Here is a 25945-nt window from a genome sequence, read left to right on the forward strand (position 1 = left end):
CCGTCAGCCGATGATGTAAGGCAGATTGGTGAACAGGTTGCGCATATAGTCCAGCAGCAAATTGAGCATCCATGGCCCGGCAACGATAATCGCCACGAAGACGGCAATGATCTTCGGGATGAACGACAGGGTCATTTCGTTAATCTGCGTGGCGGCCTGGAGAATACTGATAATCAGACCGGTGACCAGCGCAACCAGCAGCAGGGGCGCGGCGACGGCAATCGCGACTTTCATCGCCTCCGTGCCCATCATCATGACCGACTCAGGCGTCATTTCGCGCTCCTCAACTGTAGAAACTCTGCGCCAGCGAGCTGACCAGCAGCTGCCAGCCGTCGACCAGCACGAACAGCATGATCTTAAAGGGCAGGGCAATGGTTGCGGGCGGGACCATCATCATCCCGAGCGCCATCAGGACGCTGGCGATCACCAGGTCAATAATCAGGAACGGAATGAAAATGGTGAAGCCAATCTGGAACGCCGTTTTCAGCTCACTGGTCACATACGCCGGGAGCAGAATGCGCATCGGCACCGCTTCCGGCCCCTGTAACTCACCGGTGTTAGCGAGACGGGCAAACAGGGCCAGATCCGCTTCGCGCGTCTGGCGAAGCATAAATTCACGTAATGGCTGCGCGCCCTTTTCCAGGGCAACCTGCATGGAAATTTTATCTTCGCTGAACGGCTGGTAGGCCTCGGTGTAAATCTTGTCGATCACCGGCGACATAATGAAAAAGGTCAGGAACAGGGCTAAACCCAGCAGCACCTGATTGGGCGGCGCGGACGGCGTGCCGAGCGCGTTGCGCAGCAGGCCAAACACAATGATAATGCGGGTGAAGCTGGTCATCATTAGCAGGATCGCCGGGATAAAGGTCAGCGAGGTGATGAATACCAGCGTCTGCACGGACAGGGACCAGCTTTGTCCACCGTTCGCCAGCGGCGTGGAAACCAGCCCCGGCAGTTGCGCATACACAGAGGGCGCGAACAGACCCAGGCCTGTCAGCGTAAGGAATAACAAACGGCGCATCAGGATCTCCCGGGACGCTTGAGCAAACTCTTCATTACGGACTGGAAATCCGCAGGGGCCTGGGCGTTAGCTTCCACCGTGACAGGCGCAGGGGGGAGCGTGTGAAGGACGTTAATGCTGGAGGCGGTCACGCCCAGCACCAGTCGTGCATCTTCCACCTCCACAATGACCACGCGCTCGCGCGGTCCTAGCGGGGTGCTGGCGCTGACCTTCAACCCGCGGGTACCGGCCGTTTTCCCCGCCAGACCGAAACGCTTTGCCAGCCAGGCGGCGATAAGGATAAAGGCAATAATACCGAACAGCGCGCCGCTCACCTGGAGCAGCGGTGAGCCGGGTACGGCGGAGGGCGCGGACAGTGTTGCCTGGGTTTTCATACTTAACGACTCAGACGACGCATGCGTTCGGAAGGGGTAATGATGTCGGTGATACGTACGCCGTATTTATCGGCCACCACCACTACTTCGCCCTGTGCAATCAGGTAGCCGTTGATCAGAATATCCAGCGGCTCACCCGCTAAACCGTCAAGCGCCACCACGGAACCCTGCGTCAGGCGCAGCAGCTCTTTAATGGTCATGCGGGTGCGACCCAGCTCAACGGTCAGCTTGACCGGAATGTCCATAATCAGGTCGATGTCCTGCAACGTGCCGCTGACGTCGCCGCCGCCTAACTGCTGAAAGACCGCGTCTGCCGCGCTTTTCGTCGGCGTCGTTTTCTGCTCGTTTAACGCGTCAGCCCACAGATCGTCCAGTGCTCCGCTGTTTTCATCGGACGGATTGTTCATGTCACTCATTTGGGCTGTTCCTCATTCAGCGAATTCAAAATCGGGTTGATCAAGTGCTCAACGCGTAACGCATACTGGCCGTTAATCGTGCCGTACTGGCTTGTCAGCACGGGTACGCCATCCACATGGGCAATAATGCGGTCAGGTTTATCTATCGGCAAAACGTCGCCGGGTTGTAATTTCAGGATCTGCGATAACCGCATGGAGATGTCGGCGAAGTTGGCCACCAGCTCCAGCTGCGAATGCTGCACCTGACGCACCAGGTTTTCACGCCAGTTCTGATCTTCGTGACGTGAGTTCTCCAGCGGCGGGTTCACCAGCAGTTCGCGCAGCGGTTCAATCATGCTGAACGGCAGGCAGATGTTGAACTCGCCCGTCAGGTTGCCGATCTCGACGTGGAACGGGGTGTTCACGACGATGTCATTCGGGGAGGTGGTGATGTTGGTAAACTTCACCTGCATCTCGGAACGCACGTACTCCACTTCCAGCGGGTTAATCGCTTTCCACGCGTCGCTGTAGGATTCCAGCGCCAGCTTCAGCATGCGGTTAATCACACGCTGTTCGGTATGGGTAAACTCGCGGCCTTCCACTTTGGTCGGGAAACGACCATCGCCACCGAACAGGTTATCCACTGCGATGAACACCAGGCTTGGCGAGAACACAACCAGGCCGGTACCGCGCAGCGGTTTCAGATGGATCAGGTTAAGGTTGGTTGGCACCGGCAGGTTGCGGGCAAACTCATGATACGGCTGAATGCGGATCGCACCGACGGTGATATCCGGGCTACGACGCAGCAGGTTAAACAGCCCCATACGGAACTGACGTGCGAAACGTTCGTTGATGATCTCCAGCGCCTGTAAACGCTCGCGCACCACGCGACGCTGGGTATTGGGATCGTAGGGACGAATATTATCGTCGCCGGTCAGACCCGGCTTCGGTTCGTCACTTTTATCGCTGTCGCCGTTGAGCAGCGCATCGATTTCTGCCTGAGAAAGAATACTGTCGCCCATGTCGTTACCGCAGAATGAAGGCTGTATACAGAACGTCAGTGACTTCCTGCTTAGGTTGGCCGTTTACCAGCGGGGTCGCCAGCGTCTGTTTAATGGCATCGACCAGCTTTTGCTTGCCCACATCGGTGGCGAGCGCGGAGGCATCCTGACGAGAAAACAGCAGCAGCAGACGGCTACGCACTTCTGGCAGGTAGTCGTTCAGACGTGCACGGGTCGCTTCATCTTTCAGACGCAGCGTAATACCCACGTAAAGCACGCGATCCGCATCGCCCAGGTTCACGGTGAACGTATCCAGCGGGTAGAAGACCGGCGCCGGTGGAGGCGGCGCTTCAGCTTTGGCGGCCGCGCTGGAGGGTTCCTGCTGCATACGCCAGTAACTGTAGCCTGCGGTGGCGCAGGCCGCGAGGGTAATCAACACCAGCAGCGGGATCCAGATGGAACGCTTGCTTTTTTTGGTGATAGCGGAGTCTGTCATCTGATACGAGCTTCCTGTTTCGATACAGCTTAATACGGTGATTATCCCGTGTCCGGCTTAGGTCAAAGCGTGGAAAAGACGGGGATAATCACGTTACCTCTGGCGTTTAGGCAAAGATGTCTACGGCACGGCTGCCGCGCGCGGCGGATTGCAGGGCGGCAGGGGCAGGCAATAACTCTTCGCTCTCATCGTTAAACCCGCTATGCTGGCCGGAACGCGAAGCGTGCTGTTGCTGCCCGGATGAGGACTGCTGTTGCCCGGCAAAGCCCTCGCTGCTGACGCTGCTTTGGGAAAGCTGAATGCCGTTTTCCGCAAGCTGCGTGCGCAGGATCGGCAGGGCCGCTTCCAGCGCCGCGCGGACGTGGCTGTGGGGCGAAACCATCTGCAACTGCGCCTGGTTGTCATCCAGCTTAAGCGAAATTTGCACCTGACCCAGATCCTCCGGGTGCAGACGCAGCTCTGCGGTCTGCTGTCCCTGCTTTGTGAACAGGGTGATGTGCTGGCTCAGATTCTGCTGCCATTCGTGCGTGCCCAGCGGCTGGCTTAACACCGGCGCTGTCGCAACGGTAGCGGCAGGCTGTGAAGGCGCCAGGTGACTGACGATCGGGGCCAGCGTCGCGGTTGGGCTGGCGGCAGACGACGCCGCGCTCGCTACGTCCTGCTTCTCTGCGACGGCGGCGACGGCTGGCGTAACGGCTGCCGTGGCGGGCAGCGATGTGTCGCTGTCCTGAACCGGCATTTTTTCCTGACCCGTTAACGCATGGCTAAGCGGCTGATGCTGGCCGTTGTCCGTCTGGGCTAGCGCAGAGGGGAGGGCGGCACGGGGGGCGATCTCCCCGGTGCTCGCAGGCTGCGTCGCTACCGGGATGGTGGTCTGCTGGTGCGGTAACATCGCCATCAGCGCGCTTAACCCGGCCAGCTCCTCTTCCTCAGTCGTGGTCTCGCTGTTTGTTTTCGCCTCCGGCTGGGTCAGCGCCTTCAGCGCATCCGTATTCGCGGCGGGTTTCAGGCCGGAGACGAGGCTTTGCAGGGAGACGGCGGAATCTTCACCAGTCAGGGTCTCCTGACGGGAGAGCAGCTCGGCAATTTTGGCCTGGAGCGTGGTATCACCGTTTTTTTCCTTTACCGCTGTCGACAGCTTGCTGCCCGCCGCTTTCAGGTCCGCCAGCGTCAGCGGGGCATCTTTGCCTTTGCCGGTGGTCTCGGTCAACGCGCCCGCCAGCAGAGAGAGAAAATCTTGCGCGCCCTCAGCGCCTTTTCCGGTCAGCGTGCCGCCGGACGGGTCGCTGTCGGTCATCAGCAGTTGTTGCAGTGTGATCATTCTGGTTTCCTCATTGATGCGCGCTGGGCAAACTCATCCATTTTTTTCTGATCCAGACGGTTTTCCGCCAGGGTCGAGGCTGCAATCTGCCGGTCCTGTAAGGTTTGCCAGGCCTGCAACCGCTGTTTTTTCTCGCGCCAGAAATTCAGCGCGGTATCGACTTTTTGCGTCCACTGGTTAAGCTGCTGGCGATGCTGCTCAATCGCCTTTTCCAGCGTCTGGATAAACTGCTGATAGTTAATCCAGCGCTGGCTACCAATGCCCTGCGTCATGTCGGTGTTAAGGTTGGTGCGATATTCATGCTGATAGTCGATTAACATCTTCAACTGTTCTTCAGCCTGCTGGCACCCGCGTCGCATTGCGCCAAGCTGCAATGCGGCATCATCAACTTCTTTTTCAGCCAGATCTTTCAGCGTTGATAACGCGCTGTTCTGCGCCATGACCTTCGCCCTCCACCTGTGTTACACCTGCGGGAAAATCAGCTCCAGTGCCTGGAGGGAATCTTCCCAGTCGGCGCGTTCAAAAATACCCTGTTGCAGAAATGCCTCCAGCTGCGGCCACAGGGCAATCGCTTTATCGAGCATCGGGTCGCTGCCTTTGGCGTACGCCCCGACGCTTACCAGATCGCGGTTGCGCTGGAAGCTGGAGAGCAGTTGTTTGAAGTTACGCACGCGGGCGTAGTGTTGCTCGGTGATCAAGGCCGTCATCGCACGGCTGATCGAGGCTTCAATATCAATTGCCGGATAGTGCCCGGCTTCGGCCAGACGGCGCGACAGCACGATATGGCCGTCGAGGATCGCGCGCGCGGAGTCGGCAATCGGGTCCTGCTGGTCATCGCCTTCGGTCAGTACCGTATAGAACGCGGTGATGGAGCCGCCGCCGCTGATGCCGTTCCCCGCGCGCTCAACCAACGCCGGGAGCTTGGCGAAGACCGACGGCGGGTAGCCTTTGGTCGCGGGCGGCTCGCCGATGGCCAGTGCAATCTCACGCTGCGCCATCGCGTAACGGGTCAGGGAGTCCATAATCAGCAGCACGTGCTGGCCCCGGTCGCGGAAATCTTCCGCAATACGCGTGGCGTAGGCGGCACCCTGCATACGCAGTAGCGGCGACACGTCCGCAGGCGCGGCGATCACCACCGAGCGGGCGCGGCCCTCCGCACCCAGAATGTTTTCGATGAAATCTTTGACTTCGCGACCACGCTCACCAATCAGGCCAACCACGATAACGTCCGCCTGGGTATAACGCGCCATCATGCCGAGCAGGACCGATTTACCCACGCCGGAGCCGGCAAACAGCCCCATACGCTGGCCGCGTCCCACGGTGAGCAGGGCGTTAATCGGCCGCACGCCGGTATCCAGTACGTGCTCGATTGGCGTGCGTTGCAGCGGGTTGAAGGGTTGGGTGATCAGCGCGCCGGTTTCGGTGGTATCAGGGGAGGGCAGGCCATCGAGCGGTTTGCCGCTTCCGTCCAGCACGCGGCCCAGCAGCGCCGGACCGAGCGGGAGCTGTTTGCCGCTTTGCAGGCCGTCACCGCTGATGTTTTTCGCGTAGACGCGGGCGCCGGGCAAAATCCCTTCCACTTCTTCAAGGGGCATCAGAAACAGGCGCTGACCGTTGAACCCGACCACTTCGCTTTCCACTTCACGCGTCTCCCCCCCGTCCTGACGCTCAATCACGCAGGTGGCGCCGAGCGGAAGTTGCAGCCCCGTGGCTTCCAGGACCAGACCGGTGGCGCGCGTCAGGCGTCCATAACGACGAACGGATGGCAGCTGCGCCATCTTCGTTTCAAAATTATCGAGCGTGTTAAGCCAGCGCGTAAGGCGAGCGGTCATCAGACGACTCCCGGTGCCGCCAGGCGGCACAGTTCCTGCCAGCGGGTCGCGACGCTGGCATCCAGATCGCCCTCATCCGCCGAGACCTTACAGCCTCCGTGATGGAGCGACGGATCGCCGCGCAGCCGCCAGCCGTGCAGGCTTAGCGTCGCGCCGAGGCTCTCTTCCACGCGCTGCAAATCATCAGGATGAACGCGCAGCTGCGGTTTGCCGCTGAACAGCGGCTCCTGCTGGAGCAGCCCCTGGATCTGCTTAATCAGCGCGGCGTTATCCACTACCGGCGTCTGGCCGATCACCTGACGGGCCGCCTCCAGCGCCATCTGCATCAGGCGCGAGGCAATCACGCTGTCGAGCGCATCCAGCGTGTGCTGAAACTCGCTCACCAGCTGCTGCATGCGGGCATGCAGCGGCGCCTGCTGCTGGCGCGCCTGCTCGATGCCCTGCTCTAAACCTTTCGCCAGCCCTTCCTGATAACCCTGTGCGTGCCCGGTCTGACGGCCTTCGTTCATCCCAGCGTTGAAGCCCTGCTCGTGCGCCTGCATTTGCATCTGGGCCAGCATCTGGGCGCGCTGTTCCTCTTCACTCAGCTCGGGGATACCCGCCCCGGCGTCGCCCTCGTCGGACGACACAACGGCAGGGGTGAACTCTGCGGTGGGAGGGGAGAGGTCGTCAGGCGTCCAGCGCTTCCACGACAGTTCATCAGACATAGGTGTCGTCTCCGCTGCCAATCACCATCTCGCCGGTTTCTGCCAGACGACGAACAATAAGCAGGATCGCTTTCTGTTCGTTTTCCACCTGAGACAAACGCACCGGGCCACGGTTGGCCAGGTCGTCGCGCAGGATATCGGCCGCACGCTGGGACATGTTGCGCAGGAACTTCTCGCGCAGCGGCTGCTCGGCGCCTTTGAGGGCGATAAGCAGCGATTCGGAGTCCACCTCCTGAAGCAGGCGCTGGATACTACGGTCGTCCACTTCGACCAGGTTTTCGAACAGGAACATCTCGTCGATAATTTTCTGCGCCAGTTCGCCGTCGAACTCGCGTACCGCCGTAATAACCGCCTCTTCCTGCTGCGTTTTCATCAGGTTGATGATTTCCGCTGCCGTTCTCACGCCGCCCATTTTGCTGCGCTTGAGGTTCTGGCCGTCGAGCAGGTTGTTCAGCACTTCGGTCAGCTCCGCCAGCGCGGCTGGCTGGACGCCGCCGAAGGTGGCGATACGCAGCATCACGTCGTGGCGCAGGCGCTCGTCGAACAGCGCCAGAATATCGGCTGCCTGACCCCGTTTGAGGTGGACCAGAATGGTGGCGATAATCTGCGGGTGCTCGTCGCGAATAAGATCGGCGGCGCTTTGCGGCTCCATAAAGTTGAGCGTTTCGATCCCGCTGGCGGTGTCGCGCGTTTCGAGAATATCTTCCAGCAGGCTGGCGGCGCGCTCTTCGCCCAGCGCCTTAACCAGCACGGAGCGCAGGTATTCGTTGGCGTTGACGTTGAGCGCGGCAAACTGCTCGGCTTCCTGCTCAAACTCCGCCAGCACTTCTGTCAGCTGCTTGTTGGAGATCTGGCGCACGTTGGCCATCGCCGCGCTGAGGATCTGCACTTCTCGCTGGGAGAGGTGTTTAAACACTTCCGCCGCGCGATCTTCGCCAATGGTCATCAGCAGGATGACGCTCTTATCGGTGCCTGTAAGCGTATTACTCATGTTCGTTACCCATCCAACCGCGGATGACCAGCGCGACGACGCGCGGATCGTTATCTGACATTTCGCGAATGCGCTGGCTCATCACCTCTGCGCCCATACGCTGGTTAGCACGGCGCTGCTGCATCTGTTCATCTTTGCTGAGGCGCACTTCAACCGCTTCTTCCTCGTCCGGACGCGCGTTCTTCTGTTCCAGCGCGGCTTTCTCGGCTTCAGCACGGCGCTGTAGCTGAGGACGAACGCCCTTACGCCACAGCAGCCACGCGACAATCAGCACCAGCAGCCAGCGGCCTGCGGACATCAGCTGATCGAAGAACGCCTGCTGTTGCCAGAACGGCAGTTCGCCACCGGTCTCATCCACCGGGTTGAACGGTGAGTTCACAACGTTGAGGGTATCGCCACGTTTTTCAGAGAAGCCCATCGCTTCGCGGGTTAAATCTTCGATCTGCTTCATCTGCTCCGCTGTGAGCGGCAGCGGTTTACCGTCCGGCAGCGTTTTGTAGTTCACCACCACGGCAACAGAGAGACGCTGAATATCGCCCGTGTTCAGTTTGGTATGGCGGATAGTCCGGTCGACTTCGTAGTTGGTCGTTTCGTTACGGCTGCTGTTACGCGGGCCGGTACTGTTCGCGGTCGAGGTCGTCTGCTGATTCGTTTGTTGACCGTTCTGCGGGTTTGCCGGCGGGGTGGAGATTGGCGCGGCGTTGGCAGGCGCGGGCTGGTTAGAGAGTGCGCCCGGCACACCGCCTGGATACTGGCCGCCGACCTGTTCCGTCTCATTGATCTGACGCGAGCGTAACACGGCGCGGGAGGCATCCCCGTTCGGAGCGTACTGCTCTTCGGTCTGTTCTTTATTCGAGAAATCAATCTGCGCGGTGACCTGCGCGTGTACGTTGCTGCTGCCGACCACCGGGCCCAGAATCGCTTCGATGCGACGCTGGAGACGGCCTTCCACATCCGCGGCGTATTTCAGCTGAGCGTCGCTGAGATCGCGCCCTGCGGTGTTGGACTGCGTCAGCAGATGACCACTCTGATCCACCAGCGTAACGTTACCCGGCGGCAGGCCGGCCACCGCACTGGAGACCAGGTGCGTGACGGCGCTGATCTGCCCTTCATCCAGCGCACGGCCAGGTTCGAGGTTAACGGTCACAGAGGCCGAAGGGGACTTTTGTTCACGGACAAACAGGGACGGCTTAGGCATCGCCAGGTGCACGCGGGCACTTTTCACCGGGCCTAAGGTTTCAATCGTACGGGCCAGCTCACCTTCCAGTGCGCGCTGATAGTTAACCTGCTCGCTGAACTGACTGATGCCGAATTTTTCCTGATCCAGCAGCTCAAAACCAACCGCGCCGCCTTTTGGCAGCCCCTGCTGGGCGAGACGCAGGCGAAGCTCGTGCACTTTATCTGCCGGTACTTCAAGCGCACCACCGTTATCGGCAAAGCGATACGGGATGTTCATCTGGGTTAACTGGGTGACGATGGCACCGCCATCCTGGTCGGAAAGGTTGCTGTAGAGCGTGCGGTAATCCGGGCTTTTTGCCCATAAGACCATCGCGACAACGATCGCAATGGCGGCAGCGCCTGCCACAATCAACGGGATCTTAGGGTTGGCGCGAAGGCGGTTCATCCACTCGAGTGATTTATTCTGTGGCGCTGTCGATGCTGCTGTCGCACTCATTGCGCACCTCTTAAATCCTGGTGGTTTACGTTATTCGTGTAGAGAAACAAAACTGACTCCCGGGTCGGCAAACACGACAAAAGTTCCATACTGATGGCCCTGCCATTATTTGATGATTCGGGATTTTCTATGCGTCAAATAACCTGGTTTTTTAACGCTATTTACCGCCATTATCTTATTGACAAGCTGTTAGTCTTGACCTCGTAAAAAACCATCCAGGGGAGAGTCATGGCTATACAGGGCATTGAAGGGGTACTCAGTCAGTTACAGGCAACGGCGATGACCGCCCGTAATCAGAGCGTGGCTGACCAGCCGCCGGGCGTTAGCTTCGCCGGTCAACTGCATGCGGCGCTGGACCGGATCAGCGACAAGCAAAACGCGGCCCGTACCCAGGCTGAGAGATTTACCCTTGGCGAACCCGGCGTGGCGCTCAACGATGTGATGGCCGATCTGCAAAAAGCGTCGGTGTCATTGCAGATGGGGTTGCAGGTGCGTAACAAGCTGGTGTCGGCATACCAGGAAGTGATGGGGATGCAGGTTTAATCAATACCCATCTTACGCTGGCAGCCTGATGGCTTTAATGCCACAATATTTTTTTCTTCGCATGCAGGAAAGATGATGAAAAAAGTAGCAATTGTGGCTGCGATGCTGACGTTAGCGGGATGTGTTCAGGTAGATAACTATCAGGAAGTGATTAAGCACCCGGTACCTTCGCAACTGGCAGGTTACTGGCAGTCGAAAGGGCCGCAGAGCGCGATGGTGAGCCCGGAAGCGATCGCCACGCTGGTGGTGACGCCAGAGGGGGATACGCTGGATTGCCGTCAGTGGCAGCGCGTTATCGCGGTGCCGGGTAAGATCATGCTGCGTTCAGATGATTATTACAACGTGACCCGTAAGCTGGATGTCTATCCGCTGGAGCGTGATGGGGCGGCGCTGGAGTATGACGGTATGGAACTGTACAAGGTTGACCGTCCAACAGTGGAATGCGCAGATTACCTGAGTAAGAATCCGCTGGAGAGTAAGCTTCCGTAACCGTTTTAGGTTTTGCGCCCTCTACCCGTGGTCTGAGGGATCTCCACAAAATAATGCCTTCACCGTCGGCCCCCCTCTTCCTTGAGGGAGAGGGCTGGGGTGAGGGGGAACATACGGCTCTGGTGGTCATTCCGTTGACTTTAAGACCGCACTTTCCCAGCACTACAGCGCGTCCTCAATCACCCAGACGCTGACGCTTCCCCCGTTACAGAAGAACGTCCCTTCGCCATCCGCCGCCGTGGTCACGGTTTCCTCGCGGTTGCCTAAAAAATCTCGCCAGGTCTTATTGCCGTAATTCTCCCCGAGGCAGATGGTCTTCTCGCCGTCATCACCATTCGACAGCACCACCACACAGCCCGGGTGCTCCTCAGTCCCGCTGCGGCTGAACGCAATGCAGTTTGGATGATCGAAAAACAGCGTCTGTACGCCGTGGGCAAAACGCTGCCGGGCGAGGATCAGCTCGTGGAGCTGTTCAATCACCGGCATATCGATGTGATACGTCTCGCCATCCCCGCCGGTGTCGTCATAGCTGGCGCCAAAAAGATCCGGGTAGAATACGCTCGGCACGCCGTTTTCACGCAGCAGGATGAGCGCGTAGGCCAGCGGTTTGAACCAGGCTTCAACCGGGGCTTCCAGCGCCTGCAAGGGTTGGGTATCGTGGTTGGCTACCAGGGTCACGGCATGGAACGGATCGGCTTCCACCAGCGTACCGGTGAAAATCTGGCTCATATCGTAGTCGCGTCCCTGGCGTGAGGCTTCGTGAAATTTCATTTGCAGTGGCGCATCAAACAGCATGGTTTTACCGTCCACCTGATTGATGTAGTGCTGCAATTTATCCACTTCGTGAGACCAGTATTCCGCCACGATAAACAGCGGCTGCGGGGCCACCTCCTGGACGTGCTCAATCCACTCTTTATAGAACCAGGCCGGGATGTGTTTTACCGCGTCCAGGCGGAAGCCGTCGCAGTGGGTTTGCTCCATCACCCAGCGCGCCCAGTATTTGATCTCCTCCGTCACCGCATGGTTGCGAAAATCGATATTTTCACCCATCAGGTAATCGAAATTGCCCATCTCGTCGTCGACCTGATCGTTCCAGCCTTCGCCGGTGTAGTCGTTCACGATTTTGAAGATACCGTCCTCATTGGGGTTTTCAATGTGGTCGATACCGCTGAAGCATTTGTAATCCCAGATAAATTGCGAATACTGCCCGGCCCGAACGGGGAAGGTGTAACGCGTCCAGGCTTCGCATTCGATGATCTCATCGCTGATTTGGGTGCGATCCTGAGCATCCACGCGCTGCACGCGGACGGGTTCCTTTTCATCGGCCCCCATTTTGTGGTTGACCACCACGTCCAGAAGCATCGCAATCTGGTTGCTTTTTAAGGCGTTGATGGCCTCCAGCAGCTGGGCTTTATCGCCGTATTTGGTGGCGACGCTGCCTTTCTGGTCAAACTCACCGAGGTCGAAAAGGTCATAAGAGTCATACCCGACGGAATAGCCGCCGGATGCCCCTTTGTATGCCGGCGGTAACCAGACCATATTGATGCCGATTTCGTTCAGGTTGGGGGCTAATGCCGTGACTTCTCGCCACAGTTCACCGCCGGTGGGGTAGTACCAGTGAAAACATTGTAAAAGTGTTGGGTTGCGCATGCACCATCTCCATAAGGTCGCGAAACTCAAGTATGGAGCAGGTTTGGCAGAAATGCCTGGCGAACGAAACGGTTAACGCTCGAACGCCAGTTAAATGGCTAATTAATATCGCTATTACTTTGCGGAACCAGGACATGACCGCCCTGGTTACCGTAGGTGGAGAGAACGGTTTTCTGGATGGAGGATTGCCCAACCAGCTTCGCCAGTTCATCCATTCTGGCTTGCAGCAACGTTTTTACCTGGCCTTCGTTGTCCAGGATCACCCGCAGCGTCGGGCGAAGCTGCTCCTGAATCTGCATCGAAGGTTCACTTTCCTGAGTGAGACGAGCCAGTGAGTGCACCGCATTAACATAGTCGGTTTCACAGATGATCAGATCATCCCATAGTCCCTGCCGGGCCAGTCGCAACATCAACTGGCTCTGCTCAAGGAGTTGCTGATAAAGGGCATAAAGTTGCGGTGCGTTACTCATTAGACGGCGTCCTGGACAAGAGTTGGTATACCTGCTGCCTCCTTCCAGCCATCCGCAATATTGCGCAGTAAATTTTCCACCTCTTCGATGGCACTGGCATCATTGCGAAGGTTGGCCTGAAGCAGGCGACGAACCATATAGGCATAGAGAGCGATCAGGTTTTGTGTTAACTCGTCTTTACTCTCTTCATCCAATCCGACCTTCAGGCCATTTTCGATGATATTAATCGCTTTGGAGAGCGCCAGCCCTTTTGCCTGGATATTACCGTCTGCAAGGAACAGACGTGCCCGTACCAGTGCGCTGAGGGCTCCATCAAATAGCATGATAACCAGCTGCTGCTGGCTGGCGCTCATCACCGCGCTTTCAACTTCTATCTTTGCGTAGGCTTGCGTGCCTTTTGCGCCGTACATGTTATCCCCCTCGGGTCTGATTAGCGTTTACTACTTGTTGCTGGACGTATTTTCGAACTGCTGCGTCAGGTAACTGCTGGTAGAGTTCAGCGAGTTCATCATGACGTCTAATTGCGTAAACTGTTCTTTATAACGCGCTACCATGGTGTCGATACGCTCGCTGGCCGCGTTATATTGCTTAGTTAAATTGTTCAGGGTTTTACTGACGCCATCTTTGGCAGCCTGAATGATGCCGGTGCTGGAGAGCCAACCTGTGAGGTTTGTTCCAACGGTGGTGGTGATACCGGATGTTTTCCCGTCACCGATCAGCAGGTCTTTGATACCAGCCGCGCTGTTTTTCATTGCCGCGCTAAGCTTGTCATCATCCACCTCCAGTTTACCGGTGCTTGGGTCGGTAGTGATGCCAGCTTGAGCAAGGGTCTTGATATTGGAACTGGTGTGAGGGTTATTCAGCACGCTTCTCAACTGAGTCTGAATAGTGCGTAGCGTACTGTCGCCTAATAACGCGCCGTTGCTGGTATTCTGAGCGTCTGAACCCGCGTCCACAGCAGTATATTTTGTGAGGCTGCTGAAAGTATCTTGCAGGGAGTTATACGCCGTCACCCAGTCGTTTATCGCTTTGGTCGCTTTAGTGTTATCGGTAGTGATCGTTAAGGTCTGATTACCGGTTGTCACGTCGTTCAGGTTGAGAGTGATATCTTCCAGCGCATCACTGATTGTATTGCTGCTGTTTTCAATATCAACGTTATTAACTTTCAATAGCGCATTTTGGGCCGTAACGCTTTCCATCATGCCGTTAGCGGTATCTGCGCTATTACCGTTGTAGCCCATGAAGGACTGAAGTGCCTTATCGCCGCTGACACTAATAGTCATGGCATTGTCTTTACCGGTATCTTTCGACGTAATGGACAGACGATACTCACCATTACCGACGTTAATAATACTGGCACTTACGCCAGCATCCGCTTTGTTGATCGCATCTCGGATATCACTCAGAGATGAGTTTTCCGCACTGATATTAATAGTGACAGGTTTCTTGTCACCACCTTGCTGAATGGTGATGGTGCTGTCCGCTGTCGCAATCGCCGTTTTATTATCACTTTGCGTTTTAGCAGTTGTCAGGGTTTGCGCCTGCGCAAGCTGCGATACGTTAATGGTGTATTTACCCGCAATCGCGCTGCCGCTGGTTGTGGCACTGAAGGCTGTGCTGCTGCTGGCGGTGGTAGTCGCTGTAAACAGATCGGCTTTGCTAAGTGCAGTATTTGCCGTCTGGAAGGATTCCAATGCACTTTTCAGCGTGCCGTAGGCACTAAGTTTTGCTGTATAGGAAGTTTGCTGCTTAGAGATCGGCGTCAGTTGTGCTTTTTGTGCAGCGGTCAGACTGTCCAGAATATCGCCTAACTGCAAACCTGATCCGACTCCCAACGTAGAAATACTTGCCATATTTATTCCTTAATGTAACGACACGTAGAACGAATAGTGGGGTTATCGGCCTCAACTCAGGAAAGTTTACGGTTAGATTCTTTTTTTAATGGCGAGAATAGCGCTAATAGAGAAGAGTATTTCTGTGGCTAAAAAAATGATGCGATCCTGAAAAAAAATCTAAAGGTTGTTTTGGATCAGACGATAACACCTTTGACGGCGATGAAGCCGAAGGGTGGAAACCCAAATCTAATCCACAGATTTGATGAACAACAGGAAACGAAATCATGGCACAAGTCATTAATACCAACAGCCTCTCGCTGATCACTCAGAACAACATCAACAAGAACCAGTCTTCAATGTCTACTGCCATTGAGCGTCTGTCATCCGGTCTGCGTATCAACAGCGCAAAAGATGACGCAGCAGGCCAGGCGATTGCTAACCGCTTCACCTCCAACATCAAAGGTCTGACTCAGGCTGCACGTAACGCTAACGACGGCATCTCTGTTGCACAGACTACTGAAGGCGCACTGTCTGAAATCAACAACAACTTACAGCGTATTCGTGAGCTGACCGTTCAGTCTTCTACTGGTACTAACTCTAAGTCTGATCTGGACTCAATTCAGGATGAAATCAAATCCCGTCTGGACGAAATTGACCGCGTGTCTGGTCAGACTCAGTTTAACGGTGTTAATGTGCTGGCTAAAGACGGTTCCATGAAAATTCAGGTTGGAGCGAACGATGGCCAGACCATCACTATCGACCTGAAACAAATCGACTCTAAAACTCTTGGTCTGACCGGTTTTAACGTTAATGGTCAGGGCTCTGTGGCAAACACTGCTGCTACCAAGGATGAACTGGCAGCGGCAGCAGCTACAGCAGGTACAACACCATCCACCGATGCTGCCGGTGTAACCAAATACACTGTAGACGCAGGTCTGAATAAAGCCACTGCTGCAAACGTATTTGCAAATCTGTCTGATGGTGCAATTGTCGATGCCACAATTTCTAATGGTTTTGGGACAGCGACAGCGACTAACTATACCTACAACAAAGCAACAAATGATTTCAGCTTCGGGGCGACCATCGCTGCTGGTGCGGCAGCTGGTGACAGCAATAGCGCTGCACTGCAATCCTTCCTGACGCCGAAAGCAGGGGATACTGCTAACCTGAGCGTTAAGATTGGTGGTACTTCTGTTGATGTTGTGCTGGCGAGTGATGGTAAAATTACTGCTAAAGATGGTTCAGCACTGTTTATCGATTCAACAGGTAACTTGACTCAAAACAGCGCCGGTACAGTTGCCGCGGCAACGCTTGATGGTCTGACTAAAAACCATGACGCTACAGGTGCAGTGGGTGTTTCAATTACTACGGCTGATGGCGCAACTATCGCTCTGGCGGGTTCTGCTGACGCAGCAACAGGTTCTCAATCAGGTACAATTACACTGAGCAACGTTCGTATCAGCGCTGATGCTCTGCAATCCGCTGCTAAAGGTACTGCTCTCAATGTAGATAATGACGCTGATGGTACTGACGATATTTCTATTAGCGCAACTGGCGTTGTTACCACTGGGGGCGCGGCTACTTATACAGCGACTGATGGTACTCTGACTACTACCAATACCGTTGATTACTTCCTGCAAACTGATGGCAGCGTGACCAATGGTTCTGGAAAAGCTGTTTACACTGACGCAGCAGGTAAATTCACTACCGACGCAGCGACTAAAGCTGCTACTACTACCGATCCACTGAAAGCATTGGACGATGCTATCAGCTCCATCGATAAGTTCCGTTCTTCTTTAGGTGCCATCCAAAACCGCCTGGGTTCTGCTGTCACCAACCTGAACAACACCACCACCAACCTGTCTGAAGCGCAGTCCCGTATTCAGGACGCCGACTATGCGACCGAAGTGTCAAATATGTCTAAAGCGCAGATCATCCAGCAGGCTGGTAACTCCGTGTTGGCCAAGGCTAACCAGGTTCCTCAGCAGGTTCTGTCTCTGCTGCAAGGCTAATCGCCTGTTTAAGCTCAAACCCCGCTTCGGCGGGGTTTTTTCTGTCCGCATTTACGCGTAACCCCCCAAATAACCCCTCATTTCACCCACTATTCACCCGATTAAAACCCCTCCAGAATCGGATAATCATGCCGATAACTCAACTAACGCAGGGCTGTTTATCGTGAATTCACTCTATACCGCTGAAGGTGTAATGGATAAACACTCGCTGTGGCAGCGTTATGTTCCGCTGGTGCGTCACGAAGCATTGCGCCTCCAGGTGCGTTTGCCGGCGAGCGTGGAACTGGACGATCTGCTACAGGCGGGCGGTATCGGGTTATTGAATGCAGTTGACCGGTACGACGCTCTGCAAGGAACGGCATTTACGACTTACGCAGTGCAGCGTATTCGTGGTGCGATGCTGGACGAGCTGCGCAGCCGCGACTGGGTGCCGCGCAGCGTTCGCCGCAACGCGCGCGAAGTGGCGCATGCGATGGGGCAGCTGGAACAGAAGCTGGGGCGCAACGCGACGGAAACCGAAGTAGCGGAGCGTCTGGGCATTCCTGTTGAAGAGTATCGCCAGATGTTGCTCGATACCAATAACAGCCAACTCTTCTCTTATGATGAGTGGCGCGAAGAGCATGGCGATAGCATCGAGCTGGTGACCGATGAACACCAGCAAGAAAACCCGTTACACCATTTACTGGAAGGGAATTTACGTCAGCGCGTGATGGAAGCGATTGAAGCTTTACCGGAACGTGAGCAACTGGTGTTAACCCTCTATTACCAGGAAGAGCTCAATCTCAAAGAGATTGGCGCCGTGCTGGAGGTGGGCGAGTCACGGGTGAGCCAGCTGCACAGCCAGGCCATTAAACGCCTGCGCACAAAACTGGGTAAGTTATAGGTGAGTCATTCGCCTTGGAAATGCCGCACAACGTATTGACAACCAGGAGTTATCATGACGGTGCAGCAATCTAAAAGACGGCCTTTAAGCCGCTACCTGAAAGACTTTAAACACAGCCAGACGCATTGCGCCCACTGTAAAAAATTACTTGACCGCATCACGCTGGTTCGTCGCGGTGAAATCGTGAATAAGATTGCGATTTCCCGCCTCGACACGCTGATGGATGAAGCCGCCTGGCTTGAAGAGCAAAAAGAGTGGGTAGCGCTTTGCCGTTTCTGTGGCGATCTCCATTGCAAAGAGCAAAGCGACTTCTTCGATATTATCGGCTTCAAGCAATTCCTGTTTGAACAAACGGAGATGAGTCACGGCACCGTGCGTGAATACGTGGTTCGCCTGCGCCGCCTGGGTCAGCATTTGACCATGCAAAATATCTCCCGCGATCTGCTGATGACCGGATACCTGGATGAAAATCTGGAACCCTGGTTGCCCGCCACCAGTACCAATAATTACCGCATCGCGCTGCGAAAGTACGCGCAATATAAAGTCCAGATGCCGGGCGTCATAAAGCAGAAAGTCCGCGCCGGAACAACTTCTGATATATATTAAATAAGAATAAGATGTAGCGCAGCCGCCTTTGACGTTGCAGGCGATTTCTCTACACTACTCAAAAATTCCACTGTATCGGGGTACTTATGAAATTAGCACTTCTGGGTCGTCAGGCGCTGATGGGGATGATGGCCGTTGCGCTGGTCGCGGGGATGAGCGTGAAAACGTTCGCGGCAGAGAATCTGCTCAACAAAGTTAAAGAGCGCGGCACGCTGCTGGTTGGGCTGGAAGGAACCTATCCTCCGTTCAGCTTCCAGGGCGACGACGGTAAACTGACCGGTTTTGAAGTGGAGTTTGCACAGGAGCTGGCGAAACACCTCGGCGTTAAAGCCTCCCTGAAACCCACCAAATGGGACGGGATGCTGGCGTCACTGGATTCCAAACGTATTGACGTGGTGATTAACCAGGTAACCATTTCTGACGAGCGTAAGAAGAAGTACGACTTCTCCACGCCGTACACCGTGTCCGGTATTCAGGCGCTGGTGAAGAAAGGTAACGAAGGCAGCATCAAGTCCGCAGCGGACCTGAAAGGTAAGAAAGTCGGCGTCGGTCTGGGCACCAACTACGAAGAGTGGCTGCGCCAGAACGTGCAGGGCGTGGACATCCGTACCTACGATGATGACCCGACGAAATACCAGGATCTACGCGTAGGCCGTATTGACGCCATTCTGGTTGACCGCCTGGCAGCGCTGGATCTGGTGAAGAAAACCAACAATACCCTGGCTGTCGCGGGTGATGCGTTCTCCCGTCAGGAATCCGGCGTGGCGGTGCGTAAAGGTAACGAGGATCTGCTGAAAGCCATCGACGGCGCCATTGCTGAGATGCAGAAAGACGGTAGCCTGAAGGCGCTTTCTGAGAAGTGGTTTGGTGCAGACGTGACGAAATAAGTCTCTGACTGACAAAAAAAGGCGCTTTTAAAAGCGCCTTTTTTATTTCTCGCGCGTCTGCGTGCATAATGAAATAACAATTGTTTGCGTGACCGGAGGAACCATGTCACTACAGAATTTAACGCGCTTTCCCCGTCTGGAATTTATCGGCGCACCCACGCCGCTGGAGTATCTGCCGCGATTTTCTGACTACCTGGGGCGCGATATATTCATTAAGCGTGACGATGTGACGCCCATGGCGATGGGCGGAAATAAGCTGCGCAAGCTGGAGTTTCTCGCCGCCGATGCTCTGCGTGAGGGGGCGGACACGCTGATCACCGCCGGGGCAATTCAGTCTAACCACGTTCGCCAGACGGCGGCAGTGGCGGCGAAGCTGGGACTCCACTGCGTAGCCCTGCTGGAGAACCCGATCGGGACGCAGGCAGAGAATTACCTGACTAACGGTAACCGTCTGCTGCTGGATCTGTTCAACGTGCAGGTTGAAATGGTCGACGCGTTGACCGACCCGGCTGCACAGCTCGACGAGCTGGCGACGCGTCTGGAAGCGCAGGGTTTTCGTCCGTACGTGATCCCGGTTGGCGGCTCGAATGCGCTGGGTGCCCTCGGCTATGTTGAGAGCGCGCTGGAAATCGCTCAGCAGTGCGAAGGCGCGGTGAGTTTATCCTCGGTGGTGGTGGCGTCCGGCAGTGCGGGGACCCATGCTGGTTTAGCGGTCGGGCTTGAGCAACTGATGCCGGAGGTCGAGCTGATTGGCGTGACGGTTTCCAGAAGCGTTGCGGAACAGAAGCCGAAAGTCGTCACCCTGCAACAGGCGGTGGCTGAACAGCTTGCGCTTCAGGCGAAGACGGAGATATTGCTGTGGGATGACTATTTCGCGCCGGGCTATGGCACCCCCAATGATGAAGGGATGGAGGCCGTTAAGCTGCTGGCCCGTCTCGAAGGTATTCTGCTCGACCCGGTCTATACCGGCAAGGCAATGGCGGGCCTGATCGACGGCATCGCCCGCAAGCGCTTTAAGGATGAAGGACCCATTTTGTTTGTTCATACTGGCGGGGCGCCTGCGCTGTTTGCCTATCATCCTCATGTCTAAAAATCAGGTAGAAAAATAATAATGCAAGAAAGTATTCAACTGGTTATTGATTCGCTGCCGTTCTTGCTTAAGGGCGCGGTGTTTACTTTACAGCTCAGTATCGGCGGGATGCTCTTCGGGCTGGTGCTCGGGTTTGTGCTGGCACTGATGCGCATGTCGAACATCTGGCCGGTGCGGTGGCTGGCGCGGTTTTACATCTCCGTGTTCCGCGGAACGCCGCTTATCGCCCAGCTGTTTATGATTTACTACGGTCTGCCACAGTTCGGTATTGAGCTGGATCCGATCCCGGCGGCGATGATAGGCCTATCGCTGAATACCGCGGCGTACACCTCTGAAACGCTGCGTGCGGCGATCTCCTCCATCGATAAAGGACAGTGGGAAGCGGCGGCCAGTATCGGGATGACCCCGTGGCAGACGCTGCGCCGGGCGATCCTGCCCCAGGCGGCGCGCGTGGCGCTGCCGCCGCTGAGCAACAGCTTTATCAGCCTGGTGAAAGACACCTCGCTTGCGGCGACCATTCAGGTGCCGGAGCTGTTCCGTCAGGCGCAGCTGATCACCTCGCGCACGCTGGAAGTGTTTACCATGTATCTGGCGGCCTCGCTGATTTACTGGGTGATGGCGACGGTACTGTCCGCTCTGCAAAACTATTTTGAAAACCAGCTTAACCGCCAGGAGCGTGATCCAAAATGAGTGCAATTGACGTCAAAAACCTGGTGAAAAAATTCCATGGACAAACGGTGCTGCATGGCATTGATCTTGAGGTTGAGCAGGGCGAAGTGGTAGCAATTATCGGCCCGAGCGGGTCAGGCAAAACCACGCTGCTGCGCAGCATCAATTTACTGGAGCAGCCCGAAGGCGGGACGATCCGCGTGGGTGATATCACCATTGATACCGGGAAACCCATCAGCCAGCAAAAAGGGCTGATTCGCCGCCTGCGCCAGCATGTCGGCTTCGTGTTCCAGAGCTTTAATCTCTTTCCGCACCGCACGGTGCTGGAAAACATTATTGAAGGGCCGGTCATCGTCAAGGGGGAACCTAAGGAAGACGCGACGGTCCGCGCCCGCGAGCTGCTGGCGAAGGTTGGGCTGGCAGGGAAGGAGACGAGCTATCCGCGTCGCTTATCTGGCGGGCAGCAGCAGCGTGTCGCCATTGCGCGCGCGCTGGCGATGCGCCCGGATGTGATCCTGTTTGACGAACCCACGTCCGCGCTCGATCCTGAGCTGGTCGGGGAAGTACTGAACACGATCCGACAGCTGGCGCAGGAGAAACGCACGATGGTGATTGTGACGCATGAAATGAGCTTCGCTCGCGACGTTGCCGATCGGGCTATTTTCATGGATCAGGGGAGAATAGTTGAGCAGGGGCCGGCTAAAGCGCTGTTTGCCAATCCGCAGCAGCCCCGTACCCGTCAGTTCCTTGAAAAATTCTTAATGCAGTAGCATTTTAGCGTTCAATTTGCTCCAGATGCCGCTTCTGGAGCAAATTATCCTCCCTTAAACTCCGTTCTGTTGCTTTTTTATTCCGCCTGATGTGGATAAGCCATCGCCAAATTAAAGATAATCTGCCTGTGGCCGATATTTTATATAAATAATCATGCTTTATGTGTTAGGTTATATTCACCATAATAATGATTATCTTTATCAGAGGCTTCATTCAGTAAGTATGAGGGATATAGACTTTTTCACCTGGCGACGGGAATGCTTCCTCCGGTTTCAGGAAATGACCTGTGCCGAAGAGGTATATCAGGAACTTCAGCGACAAACGCAGGCGCTTGAATTCGATTATTATGCGCTTTGTGTTCGACACCCTGTGCCATTTACCCGCCCGCGAACCTCCGTCCATTCCAGTTATCCGCAACAATGGATGGCGCAATATCAGTCCGAGAATTATTTCGCCATTGACCCGGTGCTGAAGCCGGAGAATTTCATTCAGGGACATTTGCCCTGGACGGATGAATTATTCACGGATGCCCAGCAATTATGGGACGGCGCGCGGGACCACGGTTTACGCAAGGGAATAACGCAGTGTCTGATGATGCCAAATCATGCGCTCGGTTTCCTCTCCGTGTCATGTACCAGCTTACAGGCACACTCGATATCCAGTGAAGAAATTGAGCTGCGTTTACAAATGCTGGTCCAGATGGCGCTAACCACACTGTTGCGCTTTGAACATGAGACGGTGATGCCGCCTGAAATGAAATTCAGCAAGCGTGAGCGGGAAATTCTGAAGTGGACCGCAGAAGGGAAGACGTCGGCAGAAATCGCCATCATTCTCTCCATCTCGGAAAATACCGTCAATTTCCATCAAAAGAATATGCAGAAGAAATTCAATGCACCGAATAAGATCCAGATAGCGTGTTATGCCGCAGCGACGGGGCTTATCTGACTGATATCACGTTCTGCGTGTCAGACGAGAAAACGGCTGAATGCTTTGCATCCAGCCGTTTTTGTTACTGGCGGTAGGCTTGTTTAATTTGCTTAACCGTATTGGCAAAAACAGCGGATTCCGCCTGGTCTTCCATCTGCGCGATCTGTTTTTCCATTTTAATGATCACACGACCAGCATCAGCCTGGCCCATCGCCTGTAGCATAAGCGTCAGCAGCGACTTCAGGCAGTTTACTTCCTGTGCCAGTTCCTGGTTATTCTCGGCAGTGGCAAATTCAGGTGTGCTCATTTATTTTCCTCATTATAAAACAGCGCATGAGCGCGACGATGAAAGTTAAGGCGGCGGAGTATACCACAAGCTACGGCAAAAAATGCAGTGGTTGTTTTTTATACTTATCGCGCAGTGATTATTGGGCGGCGCGGATTATGAAGGTACTCTGTCCAATATGTTAGCGACAATTAAATGTTTATCCCCGGTTCGCCATTCGTTAATTGTTGTTACAAAAAATCGCGCGCTCTTTTTCGTTTGAGTTAACAACTGTTTTAGTAACTTTTCGAATGTCGATGCTATAAAATAGAGGTAAAAGCCCAGCGGGCAAGGGTTTTCTTTCCACTTACTGTACAGCTTAATTTCCAAAAACGAGACCAGAATCGAATAGCCGATTTTTTAGCGTTTTAATCTTGCATGGAAAACCGTTAATATAAACCCAATTAGCAGTCAGTAGCGTTATCCCTATTCTGGAGACATTTCCTTTGATCAACGTCCTTCTTGTTGATGACCACGAACTGGTGCGCGCAGGGATACGACGCATTCTTGAAGATATAAAGGGTATTAAAGTTGCCGGCGAGGCGTGCTGTGGCGAAGATGCCGTCAAATGGTGTCGCGCTAACTCCGCAGACGTGGTGCTGATGGATATGAACATGCCCGGTATTGGCGGGCTTGAAGCCACGCGCAAAATCGCGCGCATGTTCGTTGATACCAAAGTTATCATGCTGACCGTCCATACCGAAAATCCGCTGCCTGCCAGGGTTATGCAGGCGGGTGCTGCCGGGTATCTCAGTAAAGGCGCCGCGCCGCAGGAAGTTGTCAATGCGATCCGCACCGTCTACGCCGGGCAGCGCTACATCGCTTCTGATATTGCTCAACAGATGGCCCTGAGTCAGATTGAACCGGAAAAAACGGAATCTCCGTTTGCCAGTTTGTCTGAGCGCGAATTGCAGATTATGCTGATGATCACTAAAGGTCAGAAGGTGAATGAGATCTCAGAGCAGCTGAATCTCAGCCCGAAAACGGTCAACAGCTATCGCTATCGAATGTTCAGTAAACTGAACATTCACGGTGATGTCGAACTGACTCACCTGGCCATTCGCCATGGTTTGTGCAATGCGGAGTCGTTAATAAGTCAGTGAGTGAAGCGTTCGATTCAAAAGCATTTCTGAAAACCGTCACCAGCCAGCCAGGCGTCTACCGTATGTACGATGCTGGCGGTACGGTTATCTATGTCGGTAAGGCGAAAGATCTGAAGAAACGCCTTTCCAGCTATTTCCGCAGCAACCTTGCCTCCCGTAAAACCGAAGCGCTGGTCGCACTTATACACAACATTGATGTCACCGTAACGCATACGGAAACGGAAGCGCTGCTCCTTGAACACAACTACATTAAATTGTATCAGCCGCGCTACAACGTTCTGCTGCGCGATGACAAGTCCTATCCGTTTATCTTTCTGAGCGGCGACACGCACCCGCGACTGGCGATGCATCGTGGCGCTAAGCATGCGAAAGGTGAGTATTTCGGCCCCTTCCCGAACGGTTATGCCGTGCGGGAAACGCTGGCGCTTTTGCAAAAAATCTTTCCTGTTCGCCAGTGCGAAAACAGCGTTTATCGCAACCGTTCCCGGCCATGCCTGCAATATCAGATTGGCCGCTGCCTGGGGCCGTGCGTTGAAGGGCTGGTGAGCGAAGAAGAGTACGCGCAGCAGGTGGAATATGTCCGCCTGTTTTTAGCCGGGAAAGATGATCAGGTGCTGACGCAACTGATTGCCCGCATGGAAAAAGCCAGCGCGGCGCTGGAATTTGAAGAGGCCGCACGCATCCGCGATCAGATCCAGGCGGTGCGCAGGGTGACCGAGAAGCAGTTTGTTTCCAATACGGGCGACGACCTCGATGTTATCGGCGTAGCCTTTGATGCCGGTCTGGCCTGCGTTCATGTGCTGTTTATTCGTCAGGGCAAAGTGCTCGGCAGCCGCAGCTACTTCCCGAAAGTGCCGGGCGGCACTGAGCTGGGTGAAGTGGTGGAGACTTTTGTCGGTCAGTTTTATTTGCAGGGCAGCCAGATGCGTACGCTGCCCTCGGAGATCCTGCTCGACTTCACGCTCGATGATAAAACCCTGCTGGCGGAGTCGCTTTCAGAGCTGGCAGGCCGCCGGGTGAATGTTCAGACGAAACCGCGCGGCGATCGCGCGCGTTATCTGAAGCTGGCGCGAACCAATGCCGCCACGGCGCTGACCACCAAACTGTCCCAGCAGTCGACCGTCAGCCAGCGTTTAACCGCGCTTGCTACGCTGCTTAAGCTGCCGGAAGTGAAACGCATGGAATGCTTCGACATCAGCCATACGATGGGTGAGCAGACCGTGGCGTCGTGTGTGGTCTTTGATGCCAACGGTCCGCTGCGGGCAGAGTATCGTCGCTATAACATCACTGGCATTACGCCCGGTGACGATTATGCCGCCATGAACCAGGTGCTGCGCCGTCGCTATGGTAAAGCGATTGAAGAGAGCAAAATCCCGGACGTTATCCTTATCGACGGCGGGAAAGGGCAGTTGGGGCAGGCGAAGGCGGTATTTCAATCGCTCGACGTGGAGTGGGATAAGAACCATCCGCTGCTGCTAGGGGTAGCGAAAGGGGCAGATCGTAAGGCTGGCCTGGAAACGCTATTCTTTGAGCCGGAAGGCGAGGGCTTTAGCCTGCCGCCGGATTCCCCTGCGCTGCATGTGATCCAGCATATCCGCGATGAGTCGCACGATCATGCCATCAGTGGGCACCGTAAAAAACGGGCGAAAGTGAAAAATACCAGTACCCTTGAGACGATTGAAGGCGTCGGGCCAAAACGTCGCCAGATGCTGTTGAAGTATATGGGCGGATTGCAAGGATTACTCAACGCCAGTATGGAAGAAATTGCAAAAGTGCCGGGTATTTCGCAAGGGCTGGCAGAAAAGATCTACTACTCGTTGAAACATTGAGGGCTCTGTAGCAACATAGAGCTAAATTTTACTGACAACAGAC

General features: G+C 55.2%; 30 protein-coding genes. 12 read left to right on the forward strand and 18 right to left on the reverse strand.

Features of this window, described 5'->3' with window-relative positions; genetic code table 11:
* Positions 1-3 precede the first annotated feature (3 nt).
* The 12 genes from fliQ to fliF form a co-directional block, all read right to left on the reverse strand.
* Positions 4-273, reverse strand: a complete 270-nt coding sequence (gene fliQ / locus ACOTX5_RS07050; protein WP_003859587.1) for a flagellar biosynthesis protein FliQ — start codon at positions 271-273, stop codon at positions 4-6.
* A gap of 10 nt (positions 274-283) precedes the next feature.
* A complete protein-coding gene (fliP, locus tag ACOTX5_RS07055) occupies positions 284-1021 on the reverse strand; it encodes a flagellar type III secretion system pore protein FliP (protein ID WP_015572437.1) in 738 nt (245 codons plus the stop codon).
* Complete coding sequence (fliO, locus tag ACOTX5_RS07060) at positions 1021-1395, reverse strand: flagellar biosynthetic protein FliO (protein ID WP_015572438.1); 375 nt, start codon at positions 1393-1395, stop codon at positions 1021-1023. The genes fliP and fliO overlap by 1 nt, the downstream gene beginning before the upstream one ends.
* Positions 1396-1397: 2 nt before the next feature.
* On the reverse strand, positions 1398-1811 hold the full coding sequence (gene fliN / locus ACOTX5_RS07065) for a flagellar motor switch protein FliN (protein ID WP_003859592.1): 414 nt from the start codon (positions 1809-1811) through the stop codon (positions 1398-1400).
* Positions 1808-2812 (reverse strand): flagellar motor switch protein FliM, encoded by a 1005-nt coding sequence (gene fliM / locus ACOTX5_RS07070; RefSeq protein WP_003859594.1) that lies wholly within the window; start codon positions 2810-2812, stop codon positions 1808-1810. Before fliM ends, fliN begins: the two co-directional genes overlap by 4 nt.
* Positions 2813-2816: 4 nt before the next feature.
* Positions 2817-3287 (reverse strand): flagellar basal body-associated protein FliL, encoded by a 471-nt coding sequence (fliL, locus tag ACOTX5_RS07075; protein ID WP_003859598.1) that lies wholly within the window; start codon positions 3285-3287, stop codon positions 2817-2819.
* Positions 3288-3393: 106 nt separating this feature from the next.
* Positions 3394-4608, reverse strand: a complete 1215-nt coding sequence (fliK, locus tag ACOTX5_RS07080) for a flagellar hook length control protein FliK (RefSeq protein WP_045910800.1) — start codon at positions 4606-4608, stop codon at positions 3394-3396.
* On the reverse strand, positions 4605-5048 hold the full coding sequence (gene fliJ / locus ACOTX5_RS07085; protein WP_006811155.1) for a flagellar export protein FliJ: 444 nt from the start codon (positions 5046-5048) through the stop codon (positions 4605-4607). The genes fliK and fliJ overlap by 4 nt, the downstream gene beginning before the upstream one ends.
* 21 nt (positions 5049-5069) lie before the next feature.
* Positions 5070-6440, reverse strand: a complete 1371-nt coding sequence (fliI, locus tag ACOTX5_RS07090) for a flagellar protein export ATPase FliI (protein ID WP_017693144.1) — start codon at positions 6438-6440, stop codon at positions 5070-5072.
* Entirely contained in the window at positions 6440-7147 is a 708-nt protein-coding gene (fliH, locus tag ACOTX5_RS07095) for a flagellar assembly protein FliH (RefSeq protein ID WP_017693145.1), read from the reverse strand. The genes fliI and fliH overlap by 1 nt, the downstream gene beginning before the upstream one ends.
* The gene (gene fliG / locus ACOTX5_RS07100; RefSeq protein ID WP_003859608.1) at positions 7140-8138 is read right to left on the reverse strand and encodes a flagellar motor switch protein FliG; all 999 of its coding nucleotides are present in this window, start codon (positions 8136-8138) and stop codon (positions 7140-7142) included. The genes fliH and fliG overlap by 8 nt, the downstream gene beginning before the upstream one ends.
* Positions 8131-9813 carry a flagellar basal-body MS-ring/collar protein FliF gene (gene fliF, locus ACOTX5_RS07105; protein ID WP_045910799.1) on the reverse strand — a complete coding sequence of 561 codons (1683 nt, stop codon included), beginning with the start codon at positions 9811-9813 and terminating at the stop codon, positions 8131-8133. The genes fliG and fliF overlap by 8 nt, the downstream gene beginning before the upstream one ends.
* A 228-nt stretch (positions 9814-10041) precedes the next feature.
* Here fliF and fliE point away from each other — a divergent pair, with 228 nt between their 5' ends.
* Both fliE and yedD read left to right on the forward strand, forming a co-directional pair.
* The gene (fliE, locus tag ACOTX5_RS07110; protein WP_003859612.1) at positions 10042-10356 is read left to right on the forward strand and encodes a flagellar hook-basal body complex protein FliE; all 315 of its coding nucleotides are present in this window, start codon (positions 10042-10044) and stop codon (positions 10354-10356) included.
* Positions 10357-10431: 75 nt separating this feature from the next.
* Complete coding sequence (gene yedD / locus ACOTX5_RS07115; protein ID WP_003859613.1) at positions 10432-10845, forward strand: lipoprotein YedD; 414 nt, start codon at positions 10432-10434, stop codon at positions 10843-10845.
* 162 nt (positions 10846-11007) lie between these two features.
* Here yedD and amyA read toward each other — a convergent pair whose 3' ends face one another.
* The 4 genes from amyA to fliD form a co-directional block, all read right to left on the reverse strand.
* Positions 11008-12495, reverse strand: a complete 1488-nt coding sequence (gene amyA, locus ACOTX5_RS07120; protein ID WP_045910798.1) for an alpha-amylase — start codon at positions 12493-12495, stop codon at positions 11008-11010.
* Positions 12496-12593: 98 nt separating this feature from the next.
* Positions 12594-12965 (reverse strand): flagella biosynthesis regulatory protein FliT, encoded by a 372-nt coding sequence (gene fliT, locus ACOTX5_RS07125; protein ID WP_006811148.1) that lies wholly within the window; start codon positions 12963-12965, stop codon positions 12594-12596.
* Positions 12965-13375, reverse strand: coding sequence for a flagellar export chaperone FliS (gene fliS / locus ACOTX5_RS07130; protein ID WP_006811147.1), 411 nt, complete (start codon positions 13373-13375; stop codon positions 12965-12967). The genes fliT and fliS overlap by 1 nt, the downstream gene beginning before the upstream one ends.
* A 30-nt stretch (positions 13376-13405) precedes the next feature.
* Positions 13406-14818, reverse strand: coding sequence for a flagellar filament capping protein FliD (gene fliD / locus ACOTX5_RS07135; protein ID WP_045910797.1), 1413 nt, complete (start codon positions 14816-14818; stop codon positions 13406-13408).
* A 266-nt stretch (positions 14819-15084) separates the two neighbouring features.
* Here fliD and ACOTX5_RS07140 point away from each other — a divergent pair, with 266 nt between their 5' ends.
* From ACOTX5_RS07140 to sdiA, 8 genes are all read left to right on the forward strand, one after another.
* Positions 15085-16812, forward strand: a complete 1728-nt coding sequence (locus ACOTX5_RS07140; protein WP_032659212.1) for a FliC/FljB family flagellin — start codon at positions 15085-15087, stop codon at positions 16810-16812.
* Between the two features lie 163 nt (positions 16813-16975).
* Positions 16976-17695, forward strand: a complete 720-nt coding sequence (locus ACOTX5_RS07145) for an RNA polymerase sigma factor FliA (protein WP_045910796.1) — start codon at positions 16976-16978, stop codon at positions 17693-17695.
* Positions 17696-17749: 54 nt separating this feature from the next.
* The gene (fliZ, locus tag ACOTX5_RS07150; RefSeq protein ID WP_045910795.1) at positions 17750-18301 is read left to right on the forward strand and encodes a flagella biosynthesis regulatory protein FliZ; all 552 of its coding nucleotides are present in this window, start codon (positions 17750-17752) and stop codon (positions 18299-18301) included.
* 86 nt (positions 18302-18387) lie between these two features.
* Complete coding sequence (gene tcyJ, locus ACOTX5_RS07155) at positions 18388-19188, forward strand: cystine ABC transporter substrate-binding protein (protein ID WP_003859627.1); 801 nt, start codon at positions 18388-18390, stop codon at positions 19186-19188.
* A 103-nt stretch (positions 19189-19291) separates the two neighbouring features.
* Positions 19292-20278: a D-cysteine desulfhydrase gene (dcyD, locus tag ACOTX5_RS07160; RefSeq protein WP_045910794.1), complete on the forward strand. Its 987-nt coding sequence runs from the start codon at positions 19292-19294 to the stop codon at positions 20276-20278.
* Positions 20279-20299: 21 nt separating this feature from the next.
* The gene (gene tcyL / locus ACOTX5_RS07165; RefSeq protein WP_045910793.1) at positions 20300-20968 is read left to right on the forward strand and encodes a cystine ABC transporter permease; all 669 of its coding nucleotides are present in this window, start codon (positions 20300-20302) and stop codon (positions 20966-20968) included.
* Positions 20965-21717 carry an L-cystine ABC transporter ATP-binding protein TcyN gene (tcyN, locus tag ACOTX5_RS07170; protein ID WP_003859634.1) on the forward strand — a complete coding sequence of 251 codons (753 nt, stop codon included), beginning with the start codon at positions 20965-20967 and terminating at the stop codon, positions 21715-21717. The genes tcyL and tcyN overlap by 4 nt, the downstream gene beginning before the upstream one ends.
* Before the next feature lie 223 nt (positions 21718-21940).
* Complete coding sequence (gene sdiA, locus ACOTX5_RS07175; RefSeq protein WP_045333304.1) at positions 21941-22663, forward strand: transcriptional regulator SdiA; 723 nt, start codon at positions 21941-21943, stop codon at positions 22661-22663.
* A 64-nt stretch (positions 22664-22727) separates the two neighbouring features.
* Here the strand turns inward: sdiA and ACOTX5_RS07180 are convergent, their stop codons facing one another.
* Positions 22728-22952: a DUF2594 family protein gene (locus ACOTX5_RS07180; RefSeq protein WP_003859644.1), complete on the reverse strand. Its 225-nt coding sequence runs from the start codon at positions 22950-22952 to the stop codon at positions 22728-22730.
* Positions 22939-23019, reverse strand: a complete 81-nt coding sequence (locus ACOTX5_RS07185; RefSeq protein WP_418235935.1) for a hypothetical protein — start codon at positions 23017-23019, stop codon at positions 22939-22941. Before ACOTX5_RS07185 ends, ACOTX5_RS07180 begins: the two co-directional genes overlap by 14 nt.
* 397 nt (positions 23020-23416) lie before the next feature.
* Here ACOTX5_RS07185 and uvrY point away from each other — a divergent pair, with 397 nt between their 5' ends.
* A complete protein-coding gene (uvrY, locus tag ACOTX5_RS07190) occupies positions 23417-24073 on the forward strand; it encodes a UvrY/SirA/GacA family response regulator transcription factor (RefSeq protein ID WP_003859647.1) in 657 nt (218 codons plus the stop codon).
* Positions 24070-25902 carry an excinuclease ABC subunit UvrC gene (uvrC, locus tag ACOTX5_RS07195; RefSeq protein ID WP_045910792.1) on the forward strand — a complete coding sequence of 611 codons (1833 nt, stop codon included), beginning with the start codon at positions 24070-24072 and terminating at the stop codon, positions 25900-25902. Before uvrY ends, uvrC begins: the two co-directional genes overlap by 4 nt.
* Positions 25903-25945 lie beyond the last annotated feature (43 nt).

It is taken from the genome of Enterobacter cloacae complex sp. IR5441 (assembly GCF_049238215.1).
GTDB lineage: Bacteria > Pseudomonadota > Gammaproteobacteria > Enterobacterales > Enterobacteriaceae > Enterobacter > Enterobacter hormaechei_C.

Bases quoted from the DNA above. Each gene is read 5' to 3' on its own strand.
- fliQ (WP_003859587.1), bottom strand. From the start codon at position 273: ATGACGCCTGAGTCGGTCATGATGATGGGCACGGAGGCGATGAAAGTC.
- fliP (WP_015572437.1), bottom strand. From the start codon at position 1,021: ATGCGCCGTTTGTTATTCCTTACGCTGACAGGCCTGGGTCTGTTCGCG.
- fliO (WP_015572438.1), bottom strand. From the start codon at position 1,395: ATGAAAACCCAGGCAACACTGTCCGCGCCCTCCGCCGTACCCGGCTCA.
- fliN (WP_003859592.1), bottom strand. From the start codon at position 1,811: ATGAGTGACATGAACAATCCGTCCGATGAAAACAGCGGAGCACTGGAC.
- fliM (WP_003859594.1), bottom strand. From the start codon at position 2,812: ATGGGCGACAGTATTCTTTCTCAGGCAGAAATCGATGCGCTGCTCAAC.
- fliL (WP_003859598.1), bottom strand. From the start codon at position 3,287: ATGACAGACTCCGCTATCACCAAAAAAAGCAAGCGTTCCATCTGGATC.
- fliK (WP_045910800.1), bottom strand. From the start codon at position 4,608: ATGATCACACTGCAACAACTGCTGATGACCGACAGCGACCCGTCCGGC.
- fliJ (WP_006811155.1), bottom strand. From the start codon at position 5,048: ATGGCGCAGAACAGCGCGTTATCAACGCTGAAAGATCTGGCTGAAAAA.
- fliI (WP_017693144.1), bottom strand. From the start codon at position 6,440: ATGACCGCTCGCCTTACGCGCTGGCTTAACACGCTCGATAATTTTGAA.
- fliH (WP_017693145.1), bottom strand. From the start codon at position 7,147: ATGTCTGATGAACTGTCGTGGAAGCGCTGGACGCCTGACGACCTCTCC.
- fliG (WP_003859608.1), bottom strand. From the start codon at position 8,138: ATGAGTAATACGCTTACAGGCACCGATAAGAGCGTCATCCTGCTGATG.
- fliF (WP_045910799.1), bottom strand. From the start codon at position 9,813: ATGAGTGCGACAGCAGCATCGACAGCGCCACAGAATAAATCACTCGAG.
- fliE (WP_003859612.1), top strand. From the start codon at position 10,042: ATGGCTATACAGGGCATTGAAGGGGTACTCAGTCAGTTACAGGCAACG.
- yedD (WP_003859613.1), top strand. From the start codon at position 10,432: ATGAAAAAAGTAGCAATTGTGGCTGCGATGCTGACGTTAGCGGGATGT.
- amyA (WP_045910798.1), bottom strand. From the start codon at position 12,495: ATGCGCAACCCAACACTTTTACAATGTTTTCACTGGTACTACCCCACC.
- fliT (WP_006811148.1), bottom strand. From the start codon at position 12,965: ATGAGTAACGCACCGCAACTTTATGCCCTTTATCAGCAACTCCTTGAG.
- fliS (WP_006811147.1), bottom strand. From the start codon at position 13,375: ATGTACGGCGCAAAAGGCACGCAAGCCTACGCAAAGATAGAAGTTGAA.
- fliD (WP_045910797.1), bottom strand. From the start codon at position 14,818: ATGGCAAGTATTTCTACGTTGGGAGTCGGATCAGGTTTGCAGTTAGGC.
- ACOTX5_RS07140 (WP_032659212.1), top strand. From the start codon at position 15,085: ATGGCACAAGTCATTAATACCAACAGCCTCTCGCTGATCACTCAGAAC.
- fliZ (WP_045910795.1), top strand. From the start codon at position 17,750: ATGACGGTGCAGCAATCTAAAAGACGGCCTTTAAGCCGCTACCTGAAA.
- tcyJ (WP_003859627.1), top strand. From the start codon at position 18,388: ATGAAATTAGCACTTCTGGGTCGTCAGGCGCTGATGGGGATGATGGCC.
- dcyD (WP_045910794.1), top strand. From the start codon at position 19,292: ATGTCACTACAGAATTTAACGCGCTTTCCCCGTCTGGAATTTATCGGC.
- tcyL (WP_045910793.1), top strand. From the start codon at position 20,300: ATGCAAGAAAGTATTCAACTGGTTATTGATTCGCTGCCGTTCTTGCTT.
- tcyN (WP_003859634.1), top strand. From the start codon at position 20,965: ATGAGTGCAATTGACGTCAAAAACCTGGTGAAAAAATTCCATGGACAA.
- sdiA (WP_045333304.1), top strand. From the start codon at position 21,941: ATGAGGGATATAGACTTTTTCACCTGGCGACGGGAATGCTTCCTCCGG.
- ACOTX5_RS07180 (WP_003859644.1), bottom strand. From the start codon at position 22,952: ATGAGCACACCTGAATTTGCCACTGCCGAGAATAACCAGGAACTGGCA.